The sequence below is a fragment of the Paraplanobispora takensis genome (genome assembly GCF_016863195.1).
Classification (GTDB): Bacteria; Actinomycetota; Actinomycetes; order Streptosporangiales; family Streptosporangiaceae; genus Planobispora; species Planobispora takensis.
On record NZ_BOOK01000057.1, the window covers coordinates 56,079 to 73,207 of the forward strand.

Consider the following 17,129-nt stretch of genomic DNA (forward strand, 5'->3'; position numbering starts at 1 on the left):
ATCCCGCATGATCGGGATGCCCCAGGGGATTTCCGGCGCGTGGTCCCCGATTGTGACGTACGGAAGCCGGCCGGGCCCGCGCGGGGGTCAGGCGCCGAGCAGGCCGCCGAGCCAGGCGGTCAGGGCCGGCAGGTCGTGGTTGATGGTCGCGAAGTGGACGCCGAGCTCGCCGGGGTCGGGATCCGGCTTCGGGATCTCCCCCTTCTTGTAGAACTGGTAGGACAGCGGGGGTTCGCTGCCCGCGTTGGTCCGCTCCAGCTCCTCCACGAGCGCGTCGGTGCCGCGCACGACCACCTCCCTGTCGATGATGGGAACCGTCTCGACGGTCGTCGCCGCCCTGACCCGTTCGTCGTCGGCGGACTGGGTGATGCGGACGGGCACGGTGATGCGCACGTCGGGGTTCATGGCCTCCAGCTGCTCGTTGAACTTCTCCTGGTCGTCGTTCGGATCGTCCAGGTAGCCGACCTTGAACTGGTAGTTGCCGGTGACCTTCCTGCCCCAGGAGTCGTCCCAGCTCAGACCGACCCGGCACCGCTCGTCGACGTGGTCCCAGTACTGGCGGGCGTTGAGCGACAGGACCTCCTCCGGCCTGATCGAGGGGTCGCCGCCGATGGCGCCGGCCAGGAACAGCGGGGTGAAGGCGTATCCCCTGTTCGGCCCCGGATAGTGGGCGCCGCCGCGGACCACGTCCAGCGCGTGGTTGGCCGGGGCGATGGCGGCGACGCCGACCAGCCCGTCGGCGCGTTCGGGCGCGTGGTGGGCGGAGAACAGCGCGGCCTGCCCGCCCTGGGAGTGCCCGACGATGGCGTACCGGCCGGAGATCTGTCCGGGGAACAGCCGGCGGGCGGTGTGCACGATGTCCAGGACGGTGTTCGCCTCCGACTTGCCCAGCATGTACGGGTGCCTGGGGTTGCCCCTGACCCCGAGCCCTTCGTAGTCGGTCATCGCCACCGCCCAGCGCTGGTCCAGGAAGTGGTTGAGCAGGGTCTGCGGGTAGGCGTTCATGGCGTGCGCCTGGCTGGTCTCGCTGTCGCGGGAGGGCGCGCACATGTGCCAGGCGCCCACGGTGCCGTGCGCCCAGCTGATGAGGGGATAGCCGTCCGCGGTGGCGGGGGGCTCGTGCGGCAGGACGATGATGCCCGAGACGGCGATGGGGGCGCCGTGCGCGTCCTCGGAGCGGTACAGCACCAGCCAGTTGCGGCCGCCGGTCAGCTCGGCGACGGGGTTGTCCAGTCTGCGCTGGTAGACGGGGTCGCCGGGCGGGCCGGGAAGCTGGGGCGGCGGGGTGTAGAAGGCCTCTCCCGCGGGGGCGTTCTCCGGCGGGTCGGTGAACGGCGGACTGCTCATGGTCCTTCCTTTCGGCGGATCGGCGAAGAGCGGGCTTGGCGGGCCGTCTCGGCGAAGAGCCGACCGTGGCGAGCCGTCAGCGCCCCTGGGGCGTCCCGTGCTTCTCGGGCGTCTCCGGGTGGACGACCCGGCCCTCCTTGATCGTCTGTACGACCTCGATGCCGCGGATCTCCTGCGGCGGCACGGTGAGCGGATTGCGGGTGAGGATGACCAGGTCGGCGAGCTTGCCCACGGTGATGGAGCCCTTGACGGCCTCCTCGAAGTACTGGTGGGCGGCGTGGATCGTGGTGGCCCTGACCGCCTCCAGCGGGGACAGGCGCTGCTCCGGCCCGAGCACGTGGCCGCTGCGGGTGACGCGGGTGACCTGGCTCGACAGGATCGCCATCGAGTCGGGCAGCGCGACCGGGGCGTCGTGGTGCGAGGTGTAGACCATGCCCCGCTCCCGCGCGGACGCGGCGGGTGAGATCCGGGCCGCGCGCTCCTCGCCCAGGACGGTGTGGCGGTACCAGTCACCCCAGTAGAAGGTGTGCATGGAGAAGAAGGACGGGATGACCCCCAGCTCCCGCATCGCGTCCAGCTGGTCCTCTCTGGCGGTCTGGGCGTGGACGGCGACCGGGCGCGGATCGACCGGCCGGTGCCGGGTCGTGGCCCGCCGGACCGCGGCGAGGAACTGGTCGATGGCGGCGTCGCCGTTGACGTGCGCCAGCACCTGCCATCCCTTGCCGTAGGCGTCGGTGACCAGCGCGTCCACGACCGAGGAGTCCGGCATCGACGGATAGCCGCGGTAGTCCGGGCCCTGGTCGCCGGGCGGGGTCAGGTAGGGCCGGGTCAGCCACGCCGTACGGCCCTGCGGCGAGCCGTCCAGCCCCAGCTTCACCCCGCCGATCCGCAGCCGGCCGCGATACTCCGCAACGGAGACCTCGCGGTCGCCGAGCATCGGGACCAGCGCCGCGTCGGGGTAGGCCACCACGTCCAGGTCGAACAGCCCGCGCTCGGCCGCGTGCTCCAGGAGTTCCAGGTCGGCCGGCGTCATGAGGCGCCCGTCCTGCACGGTTGTGAACCCGTAGGAGGCCATCGCCCGCTGGCCGAGCAGCAGGAGCCGGAGCCGCTCGGCCTCGTCGAAGCCGGCCGCCGACAGGCCCCAGGCGGGGAAGAAGGCGCTCTCCTCCAGGACGCCGTTCGGTTCGGTGCCGCCGGGCCAGCGACGGATCTTCCCACCCGGCGGGTCGGGGGTGCCCTCGTGATAGCCGAGCAGGTCGAGCGCCCTGCTGTTGACCACCCCCAGATGGCTGGACTGGTGGATGACCAGCACCGGCCGCTCGGCCGACACCTCGTCGAGCTCGCGACGGGTCGGATGCTCACCGCCCGGCAGCTGCGCGTCGTCGTAGCCGAAGCCGATGATCCACTCCCACAGGCGCCCGGTCTCCCCCGCCGTCCACGCCACCAGTTCGGCGCACAGCGAGGCCAGGTCGCCGACCGGCCCGTCGGGGGCGGGCAGCAGGTTCGCCGCCCCGGCCTGGAAGCCGATCAGGGCCAGATGGCTGTGCGCGTCGACGAACCCGGGCAGCAGGGCCGCGCCGTTCAGGTTCACCATCCGGGTGTCGGCGCCGGCCAGCGCCAGCACGTGGGCCAGGTCGCCGACGGCGGCGATCCGGCCGTCCTCGACGGCGACGGCCTCGGCCGACGGCAGGGCGTCGTCCACGGTCACGATGTCGCCGCCGAAATAGACGGCGTCGGCCCCGCCGCTCACGGAGCGACCTCACGGGTCAGCGTCGAATCCCACGGGCACCAGTAATAGCCGGGCAGAAAAGCCCCTCCGGCCTCGTCCAGATGGTCCTCGACGTACTGCATGTTGGCGTCGCACACCTCGATCGCCATTTGAAAGAATCTGACGCTGTCCGGTAATACGTGATAGTCCCATCCCGGATTGTAGGATTTCGCACCTGGCCGAATCTGCCCCATGACGTGCACTTCCTGCTTCTCCTCGCCGGACAGGATCCGCCGGGCATGGGCGATCTTCTCTTCGTCGGTGAGCTCGAAGACGAATTCTTGATCCTCCCGTTGCATGAAAGCGAAATAACGCGGCATGCGACCATCCCCTTGTTTTTGGGGGCGAATTGGCAATTCGAAGCTAACATCGGCAGATATCCGTGTTAAGGCAATTGGCCGCATCCGGACTTTTCGCGCTTTACCCGATAAGAGGAAAGCTGACGCGGGCGAGGGGACGGGGAGTCCGTCAGAGATCGAGTACGGCACGCGTCATGGCGCGGCATCTCCCCGGATCGGTGAGCAGGTCGGCGGAGTCGGCGAACTGGTCGACCGATCCCAGCGGCGGCAGCGCCGCCACGGCCGGGTCGGTGATGGAGGCCGTCAGCGCGTCGGCGAAGCGCCGGGCGTCGAGGACCTGGAACGGTCGTGAGTGGAAGCCGCGCACGGAGGTGTCCAGCGGTTCGGTCAGGCCCAGCCGGTTGTGCAGGGCCGCCACCCGCTCGTAGGCCCGGCTCAGGTGCCGTTCCCGCTCGCGCCAGTCCCGCGCGGCCATCGCCCGCGACAGGGCGTCACCGAGCTCGGCCGCCCCGGACAGACGGGCGAAGCCGCTGCCGAGCCATTTGGTGTAGGGCGGATAGCGGCGGCGCATCAGCAGGGCCAGCCGCATCACGTCACGGGCCAGCCGGGCGGTCACCACGGCCGAGCCCAGGTCGTCGCCGACCTCGCCGCACCGGCCGGGGAAGGCCTCCTCCTGGGCCAGGCGCCGCCACTGCCCGGCCAGCACGTGACGCCACAGATCGGCGGGGTACCAGCGCAGCGCGGCCCGCGACTCCTCCAGGGACCCCAGTCCGTCGTGGAAGACCTCTCCGCGGGTGACCTCGGCCAATCGCTGCCAGGGCGCCGACAGCCAGTCCAGGGTGGTCGGGCCACGGCGGGGATCGAAGCCGAGCCGGTGGGCGAACCACCCGCCGGGCTCGGCCACCTCGACCCCGTGCCGGCCGCCGAAGACGGTGGGATAACCGCCGAAGGCGGGCGGCAGGCTCCGGGCGACGGCCTCCCGGACCTCCGGCACCAGAGCGGCGGGGACGAACAGGACGACCCGCGGCCCCCAGTCATGGTCGGTGGAACGCTCGGTGTCGAAAGCCAGAACCTCCGAACCCGGGCCGATCAGTGCGGCGCTGTGCGGGACATCGGTGACCAGCGGGCGCACGACCTCACCGTAGAAGTCACGCGACAGCTCCAAACCAGGCACGAAACTGGACATCATTCCGCCCACTCTGCCTGCCGCCTCCGCCCCGCGCACCAGGTTTTCCCGGCGCCCGCCCTCCGAGGCACGGCGCCCGCCCTCCGAGCATGAACGCACTGTTCACGTTTGCCTGACGCGGACGCGGTGGTCGAGGGCTCCGGCCTGGAGTGGACCCACCTGTTCCCCGGCGAGTTCATGGCCAACACCTGGGAATGGGCGGGGTCGATCAAGAGCGAGGGCGTCGTGCGGGCGCCGTTCGGCGACTGGACCAGCGCGATGGTCCACGAGACCGACATCTCCGCCGTGGCCGTGGCCGCGCTGCTCCGCGACGGCCACGCGGGCAGGACCTGCACGCCGACCGGCCCGGAACCGGTCAGGCGCGCCGACGCCGTACGGATCATCGGCCGGGCGATCGGCCGTGAGATCCACTTCGTCGAGCTGACGCCGGACCAGGCCCGCGAGCACTGGAAGGACGTCTGTCCCGAGACGGTCATCGAGTGGTTCCTGCAGATGGGCGCACATCCCGACATGAACGCCCCGGTCCTGCCCGACGCCGAGCAGGTCACCGGCAGGCCCGGCCGCGCCTTCGCCCGGTGGGCCGCCGACCACGCCGGCGGCTTCCGCTGACCGCCCCGCCGGACGGCCGGGGCGGATCGTCAGCCGGACGGGGACGCTCCCGGCTCGCCGACCTCCGACAACAGCATCGCGGCGGCCACCGTCCGCGCGGCGGCTTTGCTCGCCCCCTGCCCGCTCGCCCGGACCACCCGTTCCCCCTCGGTCAGACGGGCCGACACCACGGCGCAGAACACCGGCGCGTGCGCCGGGCCCGTCGAGGCCACCTCCCACTCCAGCCGGCCGATGCGGCCCTGCTGCTCCCACTCGTTGAGCACGCTCACCGGATGGTGCTCGACCGTCGGCCGTTGCCCCGCCGACCCCGCGGCGGCGGCCACCGCGACGCGGGCCGCCTGCTGCGGCGCGGTCGCGGCCTCGATGCGCACACCCGCCTCACGCAGCCACGTCTTCAGCGTGAACGCCGGCACGGTCAGCTGGTCGGCGGCCTGGCGGATGCTCATCCCGCCCGACAGCAGCGTCTGGGCCACCTCGACGACGCGTTCGCGCTCCCGGCGCCGTTCGGCCTCACTCGGCAGGTCCAGCCGCCGGGCGTGGGTGGCCGCCCCCTCCTCCAGCAGTTGCCCGGCGCGTACCAGGCAGTCGACGCTGCAGTACAGGCCGAGCCGGAGGTGCCGCCCCTTGCCGCCGGGGGCCCGCTCCAGGAGATACCAGCCCGCCGGCACCCACCGGCCCCGCTCGGAGCGCTGGCAGATGCGGCAGAAGAAGCTGCGCTCGCTCTCCTGCCCGCCGGCCCGGGTGGACTCCGGGCCTCCGCGGGCCGGGGAGGCGGGCAGGCGCTCGTCGTCCTGCCACAGATCACTGAAGGACGGGTTCTGCGTCATGGTCGGCCTTCCTGCACCAGGGAGCACCGGCGGCGACGTGGCCGTACCGCTCCGATACCGATCGCTGTACAGGATCATGCCAATGACCCCGGCGTAGCGCAGTGAAACCGGCACTTCACCGAAGGTCGTCACCGTCTCCGGGGCGCCCGCGCCGCCGGTTTGCGCACCTGTCGGGAGGAACGCGGCGCTATGCGGAGGTCAGCGCGGCGGCGGCGACCGGGACGATCCGCATGCCGAGGCGCTCGTAGACGCGGATCGCGCTCCGGTTGTCGGTGTCGACCACCAGGGCGACCCGGCCGTACGCGGCGGCCAGTTCCGCGATGGCGAACCGGCACACCGCCTCCCCCAGACCGCGTCCCCGCGAAGCCGGGGCGGTGGCCACGCCCGCGATGAACCCGACCTGCGGCGCCGACCAGGCGTCGGCGGCGGTGGCCACCAGCCTGCCGCCCTCGCGCACCCCGGCCCAGCGGCGGATCCCCGGCAGACCCGGTACCGCCCACGCCGACGGGGACGCCTCGGCCAGCAGCTCCGTCACCTCGCCGTCGGCCCCGGGCGGCAGCCACCCCACGCCCCCGTCCTCATCGGCGCGCGCCCGTACGGCCCCGCCGTCCCGGCCGGTGTCCATCCACTCGAAGGTCCCCAGGACCTTCGCCCCCGGCAGGCGCCGCACGACCTCCTCCACCAGCGGCCGCTCGCCCGTCAGCCGGTAGTCCGGCCCCAGCTCGGGCAGCGCCAGCCGTACCAGCTTGGCCGCCTCGGGCGCGGGGCCGCACACGGTGAGCCGGTCGCGGCGGTTGAGGTCGGGGCTGGCCACCGCCACCGCCCCGTCCAGGGCCCATGCCCGCACCCCGCCGCGCAGCCCCTGGGCGGCCCACATGACCATGATGTCGTCATCGGACGCGGCGGCCACGTCCTCGATCCGGGTCAGCTCCACGCGGCTACAGGATCTCGCCGGGGGTGTAGGCGGCGGCCTGCGGGTAGCGGGCGGTGATCTCGCCGACGCGCGCCACGACCGCCTCGACCTGCTCGGCCGCGGCGCCGGTGAACGCGATCCGGTCGGCCAGCAGGGCGTCCAGCCCGGCCCGGTCCAGCGGGAAGCGCTCGTCGGCCGCCAGCCGGTCCAGCAGCTCGTTGCCCGCCCCGCGCTCGCGCATGGCCAGCGCCGACGCCACCGCGTGCTCCTTGATCAGCTCGTGCGCGGTCTCCCGGCCCACCCCGGCGCGCACCGCGGCCATCAGCATCTTCGTCGTGGCCAGGAAGGGCAGGTAGCGATCCAGCTCGGCGGCCACGACCGCGGGGAAGGCGCCGAACTCGGACAGGACCGTCAGCATCGTCTCCACCAGCCCGTCGAAGGCGAAGAACGCGTCCGGCAGCGCGACCCGGCGCACCACCGAGCAGGACACGTCGCCCTCGTTCCACTGGTCCCCGGCCAGCTCACCGCCCATGGACGCGTAGCCGCGCAGGATCACCGTCAGCCCGTTGACCCGCTCGCACGAGCGGGTGTTCATCTTGTGCGGCATCGCCGAGGAGCCGACCTGGCCCTCGGCGAAGCCCTCGGTGACCAGCTCGTGCCCGGCCATCAGCCGGATCGTCCTGGCCAGCGACGACGGCGCGGCGGCCAGCTGCACCAGCGCGGTGAGCACCTCGTAGTCCAGCGAGCGGGGGTAGACCTGCCCGACGCTGGTGAAGCGGTGGGCGAAGCCCAGGTGCGCGGCGACCCGGTCCTCCAGCTCGGCCAGCCTGCCCCGGTCGCCGCCCAGCAGGTCCAGCATGTCCTGGGCGGTGCCGACCGGGCCCTTGATCCCGCGCAGCGGGTAGCGGGCGATCAGCTCCTCCAGCCGGGCGAAGGCCACCAGCAGTTCGTCGGCGGCCGAGGCGAACCGCTTGCCCAGGGTGGTCGACTGGGCGGCCACGTTGTGCGACCTGCCGGCCATCACGGTGCCCGAGTGCTCGGCTGCCAGCTCGGCCAGCCTGGCCAGCAGCGCCACGCACCGGTCGCGCACCAGCACCAGGCTGTCGCGGATCTGCAGCTGCTCGACGTTCTCGGTCAGGTCGCGCGAGGTCATGCCCTTGTGCACGTGCTCGTGCCCGGCCAGGGCGTTGAACTCCTCGATGCGGGCCTTGACGTCGTGACGGGTGACGCGCTCGCGCTCGGCGACGGAGCCCAGGTCGACCCGCTCCAGCACCTTCTCGTAGTCGGCCACGACCCCTTCGGGGACCTCGATCCCCAGCTCCGCCTGGGCCGCCAGCACGGCCAGCCACAGGCGCCGCTCGGCCACCACCTTGTACTCGGGGGACCACAGGCGGGCCAGCTCCGCGGAGGCGTAGCGGGCGGCCAGGACATTGGGGATACGCGGCTTGGAAGTCACGTTGCCGCAGTCTATCGACGCCCCGGCTCCACTCCCGCCCGCCCCTCCCCTCCGCCCGCCGTACGGCGTTCACCGTACGGCGGGCGGGGACAGGAGGCCGGCTACGTGGTGGCCTTGGCCAGCTCGTCCTTCTCGGAGACCTCCGCCTCGGGTTCGGGGCCGCCGTTCTTCTTCTTGCGGCGGAAGCGCTCCTTGGTCCGCTCCAGCATCACGTACAGGGTCGGGACCAGGACCAGCGTCAGCATCGTCGAGGACAGCAGGCCGCCGATCACCACGATGGCCAGCGGCTGGGAGATGAACCCGCCCGATCCGGTCAGGCCCAGGGCCATCGGGATCAGCGCGAAGATCGTCGCGACCGCGGTCATCAGGATCGGCCGCAGGCGGCGCCGGCCGCCCTCGATCACCGCGTCCACCACGCCCATGCCCTGATCGCGGTACTGGTTGATCAGGTCGATCAGCACGATCGCGTTGGTGACCACGATGCCGATCAGCATCAGCATGCCGATCAGGGCGGGCACGCCCATCGGCGTGTCCGTGATCAGCAGCAGGCCGATCGCGCCGGTCGCCGCGAACGGGATGGACACCAGCAGGATCAGCGGCTGGGCGAAGCTGCGGAACGTCGCCACCATGATCATGAAGACGATCGCGATCGCGGCCAGCATCGCCAGCCCGAGCTGGCCGAACGCCTCGGCCTGGTCGGCGCTGACGCCGCCGATCGTGTAGGAGGCGCCCGCCGGCAGGGTCAGGCCCTGCAGCTTCGTCGTCAGCTCCTGCGTCACGCTGCCCAGGTCGCTGGCGGTGGCCGTGCCCGAGACCGTGGCGCTGCGCTCACCGTCGATCCGGGTCACCTGCGTGGGCCCGGCGACCTTCTTCACGTCGGCCACGTCGGACAGCTCGATCAGACCGGCCGCGGTCGGCAGCTTCAGCTCGCGGACGTCGTCGACGCTCTCCGGCGCGTCACCGCTGCGCAGGATCACATCGCCGGCCTGCCCGTCCAGCGTCATCTCGCCCAGCGGCGCGCCGCGGAAGCGCTGCGCGACGAGCTGGCCGATCACCGCCTCGCTGAGCCCCCTCGCGGCGGCCTTCTGACGGTCCACCTCGACGTGGATGCGCTCGGCGCTGGACTCCAGGTTGGAGGAGACGTCGCGCAGCCCGCTCAGGCCGGCCATCGCGCCGCGCACGGTCTCGGCGGCCGTCTCCAGCGTCGCCAGGTCCGGCGCCTGCACGATCACCTGGAGCTGGTTGGCCGAGCCGCCCATGCCGCCGCCACCGCCGCCGCCCACGGTGATCTCACCGGCATCCTTCAGCGCGGTCAGCCGCTCGCGCAGCGTGTTCTCCAGCGCGGTGGAGTCGGCCTCCTCGGTCACCGTCACCGAGTACGAGGCACGGTCGCCGCCGCCGCCGGTGGCACCGCCCAGGAAGCCGCCGCCGCCGCCGACGTTGACCTGGTAGGACTGCACGCCCTCGCCTTCGAGGTCGGCGAGGACCTCCTCGACCTTCTTGGCCGCCGCGTCGGTGCCGGCCAGGTCGGTGCCGACCGGCATCCGCTGGCTGATCGAGATCGTGTCCTGCCCGGAGGAGTCCAGGAAGTTGGTCTCCAGCCGCCCGGCCAGGCCCATCGTGACGACGAACACCAGGATGCCGACCATGACCGTCACCAGGCGCCGCCGGGTCGCGAAGCGCAGCACCGGCAGGTAGGCGCGCTGCAGCGGGCTGCGCAGTTCCTTGGCCTCGGCCTCCTCGCGGACCACCCGGGCCTGCTCCGGGGTGAGCACCGGGGCCTTGAGGAACCAGTAGGCCAGCACCGGGATCACCGTCAGCGACACCAGCAGCGAGGCCAGCAGCGCCACCGTCACCGTGATCGCGAAGGGCGCGAACAGCTGACCGACCATGCCGCCGACCACCGCGATCGGCGCGAAGACCGCCACCGTCGTCAGCGTCGAGGCCGTCACCGCGCCGCTCACCTCGCGCACACCCGCCAGCACGGCGTCGCGCTTGGCCTCGCCGTACCCCAGGTGCCGCTTGATGTTCTCCAGCACCACGATCGAGTCGTCGACCACGCGCCCGACCGCGATCGTCAGCGCGCCCAGGGTGAGCAGGTTCAGCGAGTAGTCGCCCAGCCACAGCGCGATCAGTGCGATCACCACCGACAGCGGGATCGACACCGCCGTCACCAGCGTCGAGCGCACCGACAGCAGGAAGACCAGGATGACCAGCACCGCGAACGCCAGGCCCAGCAGGCCCTCGGTGGTCAGGTCCTCGATCGAGCGCTCCACGTAGGGCGCCTGGTCGAAGACGACCGTCACCTCTGAGGCGTCACCGACCGCGCGGACGATGTCGGCCCGCATCTCCTGGACCGCGTGCGAGATCGCCACCGCGTTGCCGTCGGGCGTCATCGTGATCGAGATGCCCAGGCTGGGCTCGCCGTTGGTGCGGGTCAGCGTGGTGGCCTGGGCGGGCTCGCGCTCCACCGTGGCGACGTCTTCGAGCTTGACCGGCTCGGGGGCAGCCTGGCGGCGCTGGCCCTGCTGGGTCGGGGCCGGTGCCGCCGGGGTCAGATAGAGGTTGCGCAGTTCCTCGATCGAGCCGATCCGGCTGCCGACCTGGACGGTCAGCGACATCGAGTCCTCGGTCAGGCTGCCGGCCGGGATCGGCTGGCCGTTGGCCCGGAGCGCGTCGGTGATCGCGGTCGGCTGCAGGCCGCGCACCGCGAGTTTCCGCGCATCCGGGGTGATGATCACGTTCTCCTCGCGGACGCCGGTCACCGTCGCCTCGCGGACGCCCTCGACCGCCCTCAGCTCCGGGATGACGCTCCGCTCCAGCTTGTCGGCCGTGGCGCGGGCGTCGCCGGCGTCGCCCACCGCCAGCACCAGCACCGGGATGTCATCGGTGCCGCCGGCCAGGACCTGCGGGTCCACGCCCTCCGGCAGCCGGTTGTCGATGCGCGAGATGGCCTGCTGCATCTTGCTGACGGCGGCCTCGATGTCGGTGCCGTACTCGAAGGCCACCTGGACCTGCGACATCCCCTCCCTGGAGGTGGACGTCACCTCGGTGACCCCCGCGATGCCCTGGAAACTGTTCTCGATCGGCCGGGTGACCTGGTCTTCGACGATCTCGGGGGAGGCGCCGATGTACGGGGCCACCACGAAGGCCCCCGGGAACGAAAGTGAAGGCAGCAACTGTTGTTTCAACGACGGGATCGCGAAGGCGCCGAAGGCGCTCAACACGACCGCGATCATTATGACGAGGCTGCGGTTGGCGAGGCTCAACCTGGCCAAGGCGGTCATGAGGGCGGACTCCTATGGACGTCACAGTAAATTTCGCCACAGACTAACACTTCGCTTCACACGAATATTTAATGACGCCTTACAATCCTGATAACCTTCTCAGGAAGCGAGAGGTGAGTGTGGACGACGAACGCGACCGGCTGATCGACCGGATCGGACAGATACAGCGTGAGCTGGGCCGTTTCTTCGCGGAGAGCCGTCAGCAGTCCTCTCCCCTGCTCGACTCCAACCTGACCATGCGCCAGCTCAAGGTCGTCCTGCTGCTGTCGGTGCGGGGCTCGGCCTCCGGCCAGGACCTCGCCCAGCACCTCGGCGTCGGGCTGGGCACCGTGACCGGCATCGTCGACCGCCTCATCGGCCACGGCCTCGTCACCCGGCGCGAGGACCCCAGCGACCGCCGGGTGCGCCGCGTCGAGCTCACCCCCGAGGGCCGCACCCTCGTGGAGCGGATCTCCGAGTCGGGCATCGACGACTTCCGCCTGCTGCTGCAGCGCCTGGACACCCGGCTCCTGCGCGACCTGTACGACGTCATGGACCGCGTGCAGGCCGTGGCCGCCGAACTTTACGAAGATCCCCCCGAATCAAAGGTGGGATGATAGGTTCCTTGGTCGTGCCTGGATATCTCGACGACCTGTTCTCCCTGGCCGGCCGCACCGCCCTCGTCACCGGCGGCAGCTCCGGCATCGGCTACGCCATCGCCGAGGCCCTCGGCCGCGCCGGCGCCCGCATCGTCATCGTCGCCCGCCGCCCCGGACAGCTCGACGCCGCCACCGCGCGGCTGCGCGAGCACGGCGTCGAGGCCGCCTCCATCAGCGCCGACCTCGGCGAGCGCGCCGACGTCGAGCGCGTCTGCGCCCAGGCGGCCGACCACCACGGCGACATCGACATCCTCGTCAACGACGCGGCCAACAACATCCGCCACCCCATGGCCGACCTCAGCGTCGAGGACTACGAGCAGACCATGGCCCTGAACATCACCGCGCCCTATCTGCTGGGCCAGCACTACGGCCCCCGCATGGCCGCGCGCGGCTGGGGCCGCATCATCAACATCGGCTCCCAGCAGAGCATCTCCGCCTTCGGCGACAGCGGCGCCTACGGCGTCTCCAAGGCCGCCGTCACCGGGCTGTCCCGCTCCCAGGCCGAGGCGTGGTCCCCGCGCGGCGTCACCAGCAACACCGTCATCCCGGGCTTCGTGCTGACCCCTCTGACCGAACCGGCCCAGGCCGTCCCCGGCCGCGTCGAGGCCCTGGCCGCCCGTTCCATGCTCGGCCGCAACGGCCTGCCGGCCGACTTCGCGGGCGTGGCCGTACTGCTCGCCTCCCCCGCCGGCGCCTACATCACCGGCCAGGCCATCTGCGTCGACGGCGGCTTCTCGGTGCACTGAGAGGTCCCAGCAGAACGATCTCCGCTGTGCTCTGATCTCTCGTTGCAGCCAGGCGGTCGTTCAGCCGAGCTGCCGGGTGATCGTCGGGTCCGTGATCGCCGTGTCGTCGGCCAGGAGGTACGCCTTCGAAAGGATCACCGACAGCGTCCCCCCGCCGTCCTCGAACGGCAGGAACACCGATCCGGCTGCGCGCCCGCCCGCCGGGACGATGCACAGGTATGCGTCGTCGGGCTCCATTAGCGTTCGTGGCCGATCAGCGCCCGGTCGTCGCGGGCGACCGAGGCCACGCCCACGGCGAGGTCGGCCTCGCGGAGGATTTCCGACAGCACCAGCGGCGGCAGATCGGCCATCGACGCCGGTTGCCCGTCGCGGTGGAAGGTGACGGCCTCGGTGGCGCACAGCATGGTGGTCCCGGCCCCGGGGGCGGAGACGATGCCCATGGCCCAGCGGGCCTGCCAGCCCGCCAGCTCGCGCGCCACCTCGCCCTGGTCGCCGCCCGCCGAGCGGCGCCGGTCGGCTTCCCGCGCGGGCGGGAGGCTTTCAACTATTGGGCTTTTCGGCTGTTGAAGGCTTTTCGCCCGCTAGATGGTTGAATGACCATTCTGAGCTGATCATCGACCTCGGGGGCCCCATGAGTACCGCCACGACCCAGCAGGCCGCCAAGGCCCGCCGAGCCGTGTCCTACTTCTTCATCCTGCTCGGCACCGTCTCCGGCGTCTGGGCCGCGCGCATCCCGGCGGTCAAGAGCAGCCTCGGCCTCACCGACGGCCAGCTCAGCTACGCCCTGCTCGCCATCGCCGTCGGCCTCATCGTCGGCATGCGCTTCGCCGGCCGGCTGACCGACCACTTCGGCAGCGCCCGCGTCATCGTCCCGGCCGGCATCGGCACCGCCCTGGCCATCGTCCCCGCCGGCTACGCGCCCGATCTCGTCAGCCTTCTCCTCGTCCTGTTCCTGTACGGCGTCGTCAACGCCTCCCTGGACGTCTCCATGAACGCCCACGGCGTCGAGGTCGAACGCCTCTACGGCCGTCCCATCATGTCCTCCTTCCACGGCATGTTCAGCATCGGCGGTCTCATCGGCGCCGGCATCGGCGGCCTGTTCGCGCTGCTCGGCCTCGGCGCCGGCGTCACCCTCCTGACCACCGGCCTGGCCCTGGCCCTCATCTCCCTGTACGCCGGGCGTCACCTGCTGCCCCGCACCGCCCCCGCCCGGCAGGACTCCTCCTCCGCCGCCGGCCGGGCCCGGTGGACCGGCTGGATCGTCCTCATGGGCGTCGTCGCCTTCGCCGGCCTGGTCGGCGAAGGCGCGGCCGTCGACTGGACCTCCGTCTATCTCTTCGAGGACCTCGGCGCCTCCGAGAGCGTCGCCGCCCTCGGCTTCGCCGTCTTCTCCACCGCCATGACCGTCGGCCGCTTCGCCGGTGACCACCTCGCCCTGCGCTACGGGCCCGTCCCGCTGGTGCGCGTCTCGGGCGCCGTCGCCGCCCTCGGCCTCGGCACCGCGCTGATCATCGGCAACGTCCCCGTCGCGATCGCCGGGTTCGCCCTGTTCGGCCTCGGCCTGGCCACCATCGTCCCCCAGGTCTTCTCCGCCGCGGGCAACCACGACCCCGCCCGGGCCGGGCAGGCCATCGCCCAGGTCGCCACCGTCGGCTACAGCGGCCTGGTCGCCGGGCCCGCCATCATCGGCGCCGTCTCCGAACTCGCCGGCCTGCCCGGTGCGCTGGCCATCCCCGCCGCCCTGGCGGCCTTCATGGGCCTGTCGGCGGGGGCGCTGCGGCCCCGCCGACCGGCGGACGACCGGGCCCGCTGACCCGCCGGACCGGTCCACGCGGACGGGGCGGGGCCGGACGCGGGATGACGGCTCCGCGCCGCGCAGGCGCGGAGCCGTCGTCCCGGCGTGCCGGTCACCGGTGCGGCGCCGGTCCTGCGTCACAGTGTGCTGGCCAGGGGCCAGGTGGCGCCGGGTGTGACGATGGTGCCCGCCGTACCCTCCAGGATCTGCCGGGCCTGGTCCAGCCTGCCGATCGCGGCCATGTCGCCGGTGGTCTCCACGAACCGGCAGGCCGCCTCCACCTTCGGTCCCATCGACCCGGCCGGGAAGTCCAGCCCGCGCAACTCGTGCGGGGTCGTGTGGCGGATCTCCCGCTGCCCGGGAGTGCCGAAGTCCCGCATGACCCGTGGCACGTCGGTCAGGACCAGGAAGGCGTCGCACTCGAGCGCCTCGGCGAGCATCGACCCGGTGAGGTCCTTGTCGATGACCGCCTCGATGCCCTGCAGCCGGCCCTTCTCGTTGCGGATGACCGGGATGCCGCCGCCGCCCGCGCAGACCACCACGACGCCCTGACGGATCAGTCCCCGGATCAGCCGGGTCTCCACCACCCGCTGCGGATGGGGCGAGGGCACCACCCTGCGCCAGTGCGGCCCGTCGGGCTTGACCGTCCAGCCGTTCTCCGCGGCCAGCCTCTCGGCCTCGGCCCGGTCGTAGACCTGGCCGACGAACTTGGTCGGGTCGTCGAAGGCCGGATCGACCGCCGAGACGAGCGTCTGGTTGATCATGGCGATGACCTGGCGTCCCGGCAGCGCGTTCTGCAGTGCCTGGAGCATCCAGTAGCCGATCATGCCCTGGGTCTGGGCGCCGAGCGTGTCGAACGGGTAGGGCCTGGTGAGGTTGGGGTCGCTGGCGCTCTCCAGCGCCAGGATCCCGACCTGCGGGCCGTTGCCGTGCGTGATGATCAGCTCGTGCTCCCGGGCCAGCTCGGCCAGCGAGGCGGCGGCCAGGCAGACGTTGTCCTGCTGCAGGTCGGCGTCGGGCCTCTGCCCCCGCCGCAGCAGCGCGTTGCCCCCGAGGGCGACCAGTACGCGCATCGTTCAGCCCCCCAGGGTGGCGACCATGACGGCCTTGATCGTGTGCAGGCGGTTCTCGGCCTGGTCGAAGACGATGGAGCGCGGCGACTCGAAGACCTCCTCGGTCACCTCCAGCGCCTCGTGGCCGGTCTTGACGAACAGCTCGTCGCCGACCGCGGTCTCCCGGTTGTGGAAGGCCGGCAGGCAGTGCATGAACTTGACGCCCGGGTTCCCGGTCATCTCGACCAGGGCGGTGTTCACCTGGTACGGCATGAGCAGCCCGATGCGCTCCTCCCACACCTCCTTGGGCTCGCCCATGGAGACCCACACGTCGGTGTAGAGGAAGTCGACGCCCCGCACGCCCTCGGCGACGTCCTCGGTGAGGGTGATGCGCGCGCCGGTGGCCTCGGCCAGCTCCCGGGCGGGCTTGACGACCGCGACCTCGTCGGGCCACAACGACCGGGGCGCCACCAGGCGCACGTCCATGCCGAGCATGGCGCCGGTGACCAGCAGCGAGTTGCCCATGTTGTTGCGGGCGTCGCCGAGATAGGCGTACGACACCCGGTGCAGGGGCTTGTCGCTGTGCTCCTGCATGGTGAGCATGTCGGCGAGCATCTGCGTGGGGTGCCACTCGTCGGTCAGGCCGTTCCAGACCGGCACGCCGGAGTAGGCGGCCAGTTCCTCGACGTGGGACTGTCTGCGGCCGCGGAACTCGATGCCGTCGTACATCCGCCCCAGCACCCGGGCGGTGTCCCTGACCGATTCCTTGTGGCCCATCTGCGAGCCGCCCGGGTCGAGGTAGGTGACGCCGGCGCCCTGGTCGTAGGCGCCGACCTCGAAGGCGCAGCGGGTGCGGGTGGAGGTCTTCTCGAAGATCAGGGCGATGTTCTTGCCCCTGAGCCGCTGTCGCTCGGTGCCGGCGTACTTGGCGGCCTTGAGGTCGGCGGTCAGCCTGATCAGATACTCGAACTCCTCCGGGGTGAAGTCGAGTTCCTTCAGGAAACTGCGGTTGCGCAGGTTGAATGCCATGTCGTGTGCTCCGTGATGCGGATCCCGTCAGGATCGCCGCGGGATCGGATGGGGAAAGATGCGCGGGAAGAGACGCGGAGGGGGGTCTGCCGGGGCGGGTGACGGGGTGCCGGCAGGCGGAGGATGCGGCGGAGCCGGATGCGGTCGCGTCCGGCCGGGAGAGGATCGGACGCGGGG

General features: G+C 71.8%; 16 protein-coding genes. 4 read left to right on the plus strand and 12 right to left on the minus strand.

The genetic code is table 11. The annotated features are described in order from the left end of the window. Positions 1-87: 87 nt before the first annotated feature. The 4 genes from Pta02_RS34145 to Pta02_RS34160 form a co-directional block, all read right to left on the minus strand. Positions 88-1,347, minus strand: coding sequence for an alpha/beta hydrolase family protein (locus Pta02_RS34145; protein ID WP_203879134.1), 1,260 nt, complete (start codon positions 1,345-1,347; stop codon positions 88-90). Between the two features lie 76 nt (positions 1,348-1,423). After that, positions 1,424-3,097, minus strand: a complete 1,674-nt coding sequence (locus tag Pta02_RS34150; RefSeq protein ID WP_203879135.1) for an amidohydrolase — start codon at positions 3,095-3,097, stop codon at positions 1,424-1,426. Next, complete coding sequence (locus tag Pta02_RS34155; protein ID WP_203879136.1) at positions 3,094-3,435, minus strand: BP74-related protein; 342 nt, start codon at positions 3,433-3,435, stop codon at positions 3,094-3,096. Before Pta02_RS34155 ends, Pta02_RS34150 begins: the two co-directional genes overlap by 4 nt. A gap of 148 nt (positions 3,436-3,583) precedes the next feature. After that, positions 3,584-4,588, minus strand: a complete 1,005-nt coding sequence (locus Pta02_RS34160; RefSeq protein WP_239131445.1) for a DUF4037 domain-containing protein — start codon at positions 4,586-4,588, stop codon at positions 3,584-3,586. Between the two features lie 120 nt (positions 4,589-4,708). Here Pta02_RS34160 and Pta02_RS34165 point away from each other — a divergent pair, with 120 nt between their 5' ends. Then, positions 4,709-5,209, plus strand: a complete 501-nt coding sequence (locus Pta02_RS34165; RefSeq protein ID WP_203879138.1) for a Rossmann-fold NAD(P)-binding domain-containing protein — start codon at positions 4,709-4,711, stop codon at positions 5,207-5,209. A 29-nt stretch (positions 5,210-5,238) separates the two neighbouring features. Here Pta02_RS34165 and Pta02_RS34170 read toward each other — a convergent pair whose 3' ends face one another. The 4 genes from Pta02_RS34170 to Pta02_RS34185 all read right to left on the minus strand — a co-directional run bounded on the left by Pta02_RS34170 (position 5,239) and on the right by Pta02_RS34185 (position 11,692). Continuing rightward, positions 5,239-6,036 carry a dsRNA-binding motif domain-containing protein gene (locus Pta02_RS34170; protein WP_203879139.1) on the minus strand — a complete coding sequence of 266 codons (798 nt, stop codon included), beginning with the start codon at positions 6,034-6,036 and terminating at the stop codon, positions 5,239-5,241. A gap of 187 nt (positions 6,037-6,223) precedes the next feature. Further along, positions 6,224-6,970 carry a GNAT family N-acetyltransferase gene (locus Pta02_RS34175; protein WP_203879140.1) on the minus strand — a complete coding sequence of 249 codons (747 nt, stop codon included), beginning with the start codon at positions 6,968-6,970 and terminating at the stop codon, positions 6,224-6,226. A 4-nt stretch (positions 6,971-6,974) separates the two neighbouring features. Beyond that, the gene (gene purB, locus Pta02_RS34180) at positions 6,975-8,405 is read right to left on the minus strand and encodes an adenylosuccinate lyase (RefSeq protein WP_203879141.1); all 1,431 of its coding nucleotides are present in this window, start codon (positions 8,403-8,405) and stop codon (positions 6,975-6,977) included. A 101-nt stretch (positions 8,406-8,506) separates the two neighbouring features. Then, on the minus strand, positions 8,507-11,692 hold the full coding sequence (locus Pta02_RS34185; RefSeq protein WP_203879142.1) for an efflux RND transporter permease subunit: 3,186 nt from the start codon (positions 11,690-11,692) through the stop codon (positions 8,507-8,509). Between the two features lie 113 nt (positions 11,693-11,805). Between Pta02_RS34185 and Pta02_RS34190 the strand changes: the two genes are divergently transcribed. Together Pta02_RS34190 and Pta02_RS34195 are read left to right on the plus strand one after the other, a co-directional pair. Then, positions 11,806-12,288: a MarR family winged helix-turn-helix transcriptional regulator gene (locus tag Pta02_RS34190; protein ID WP_239131446.1), complete on the plus strand. Its 483-nt coding sequence runs from the start codon at positions 11,806-11,808 to the stop codon at positions 12,286-12,288. Positions 12,289-12,302: 14 nt separating this feature from the next. Beyond that, positions 12,303-13,076 carry an SDR family NAD(P)-dependent oxidoreductase gene (locus tag Pta02_RS34195; RefSeq protein WP_239131451.1) on the plus strand — a complete coding sequence of 258 codons (774 nt, stop codon included), beginning with the start codon at positions 12,303-12,305 and terminating at the stop codon, positions 13,074-13,076. Between the two features lie 60 nt (positions 13,077-13,136). Here the strand turns inward: Pta02_RS34195 and Pta02_RS34200 are convergent, their stop codons facing one another. Next, positions 13,137-13,313, minus strand: a complete 177-nt coding sequence (locus tag Pta02_RS34200; protein WP_203879145.1) for a DUF7737 domain-containing protein — start codon at positions 13,311-13,313, stop codon at positions 13,137-13,139. Beyond that, entirely contained in the window at positions 13,313-13,555 is a 243-nt protein-coding gene (locus tag Pta02_RS34205; RefSeq protein ID WP_203879146.1) for a hypothetical protein, read from the minus strand. Before Pta02_RS34205 ends, Pta02_RS34200 begins: the two co-directional genes overlap by 1 nt. A 152-nt stretch (positions 13,556-13,707) precedes the next feature. Here Pta02_RS34205 and Pta02_RS42090 point away from each other — a divergent pair, with 152 nt between their 5' ends. Continuing rightward, complete coding sequence (locus Pta02_RS42090; RefSeq protein ID WP_203879147.1) at positions 13,708-14,889, plus strand: MFS transporter; 1,182 nt, start codon at positions 13,708-13,710, stop codon at positions 14,887-14,889. Positions 14,890-15,008: 119 nt separating this feature from the next. On the opposite strand, the gene arcC is transcribed toward Pta02_RS42090, so the two are convergent. Together arcC and argF are read right to left on the minus strand one after the other, a co-directional pair. Beyond that, complete coding sequence (gene arcC, locus Pta02_RS34215; protein ID WP_203879148.1) at positions 15,009-15,944, minus strand: carbamate kinase; 936 nt, start codon at positions 15,942-15,944, stop codon at positions 15,009-15,011. A 3-nt stretch (positions 15,945-15,947) separates the two neighbouring features. Then, positions 15,948-16,952: an ornithine carbamoyltransferase gene (argF, locus tag Pta02_RS34220; RefSeq protein ID WP_203879149.1), complete on the minus strand. Its 1,005-nt coding sequence runs from the start codon at positions 16,950-16,952 to the stop codon at positions 15,948-15,950. Positions 16,953-17,129: the final 177 nt, after the last annotated feature.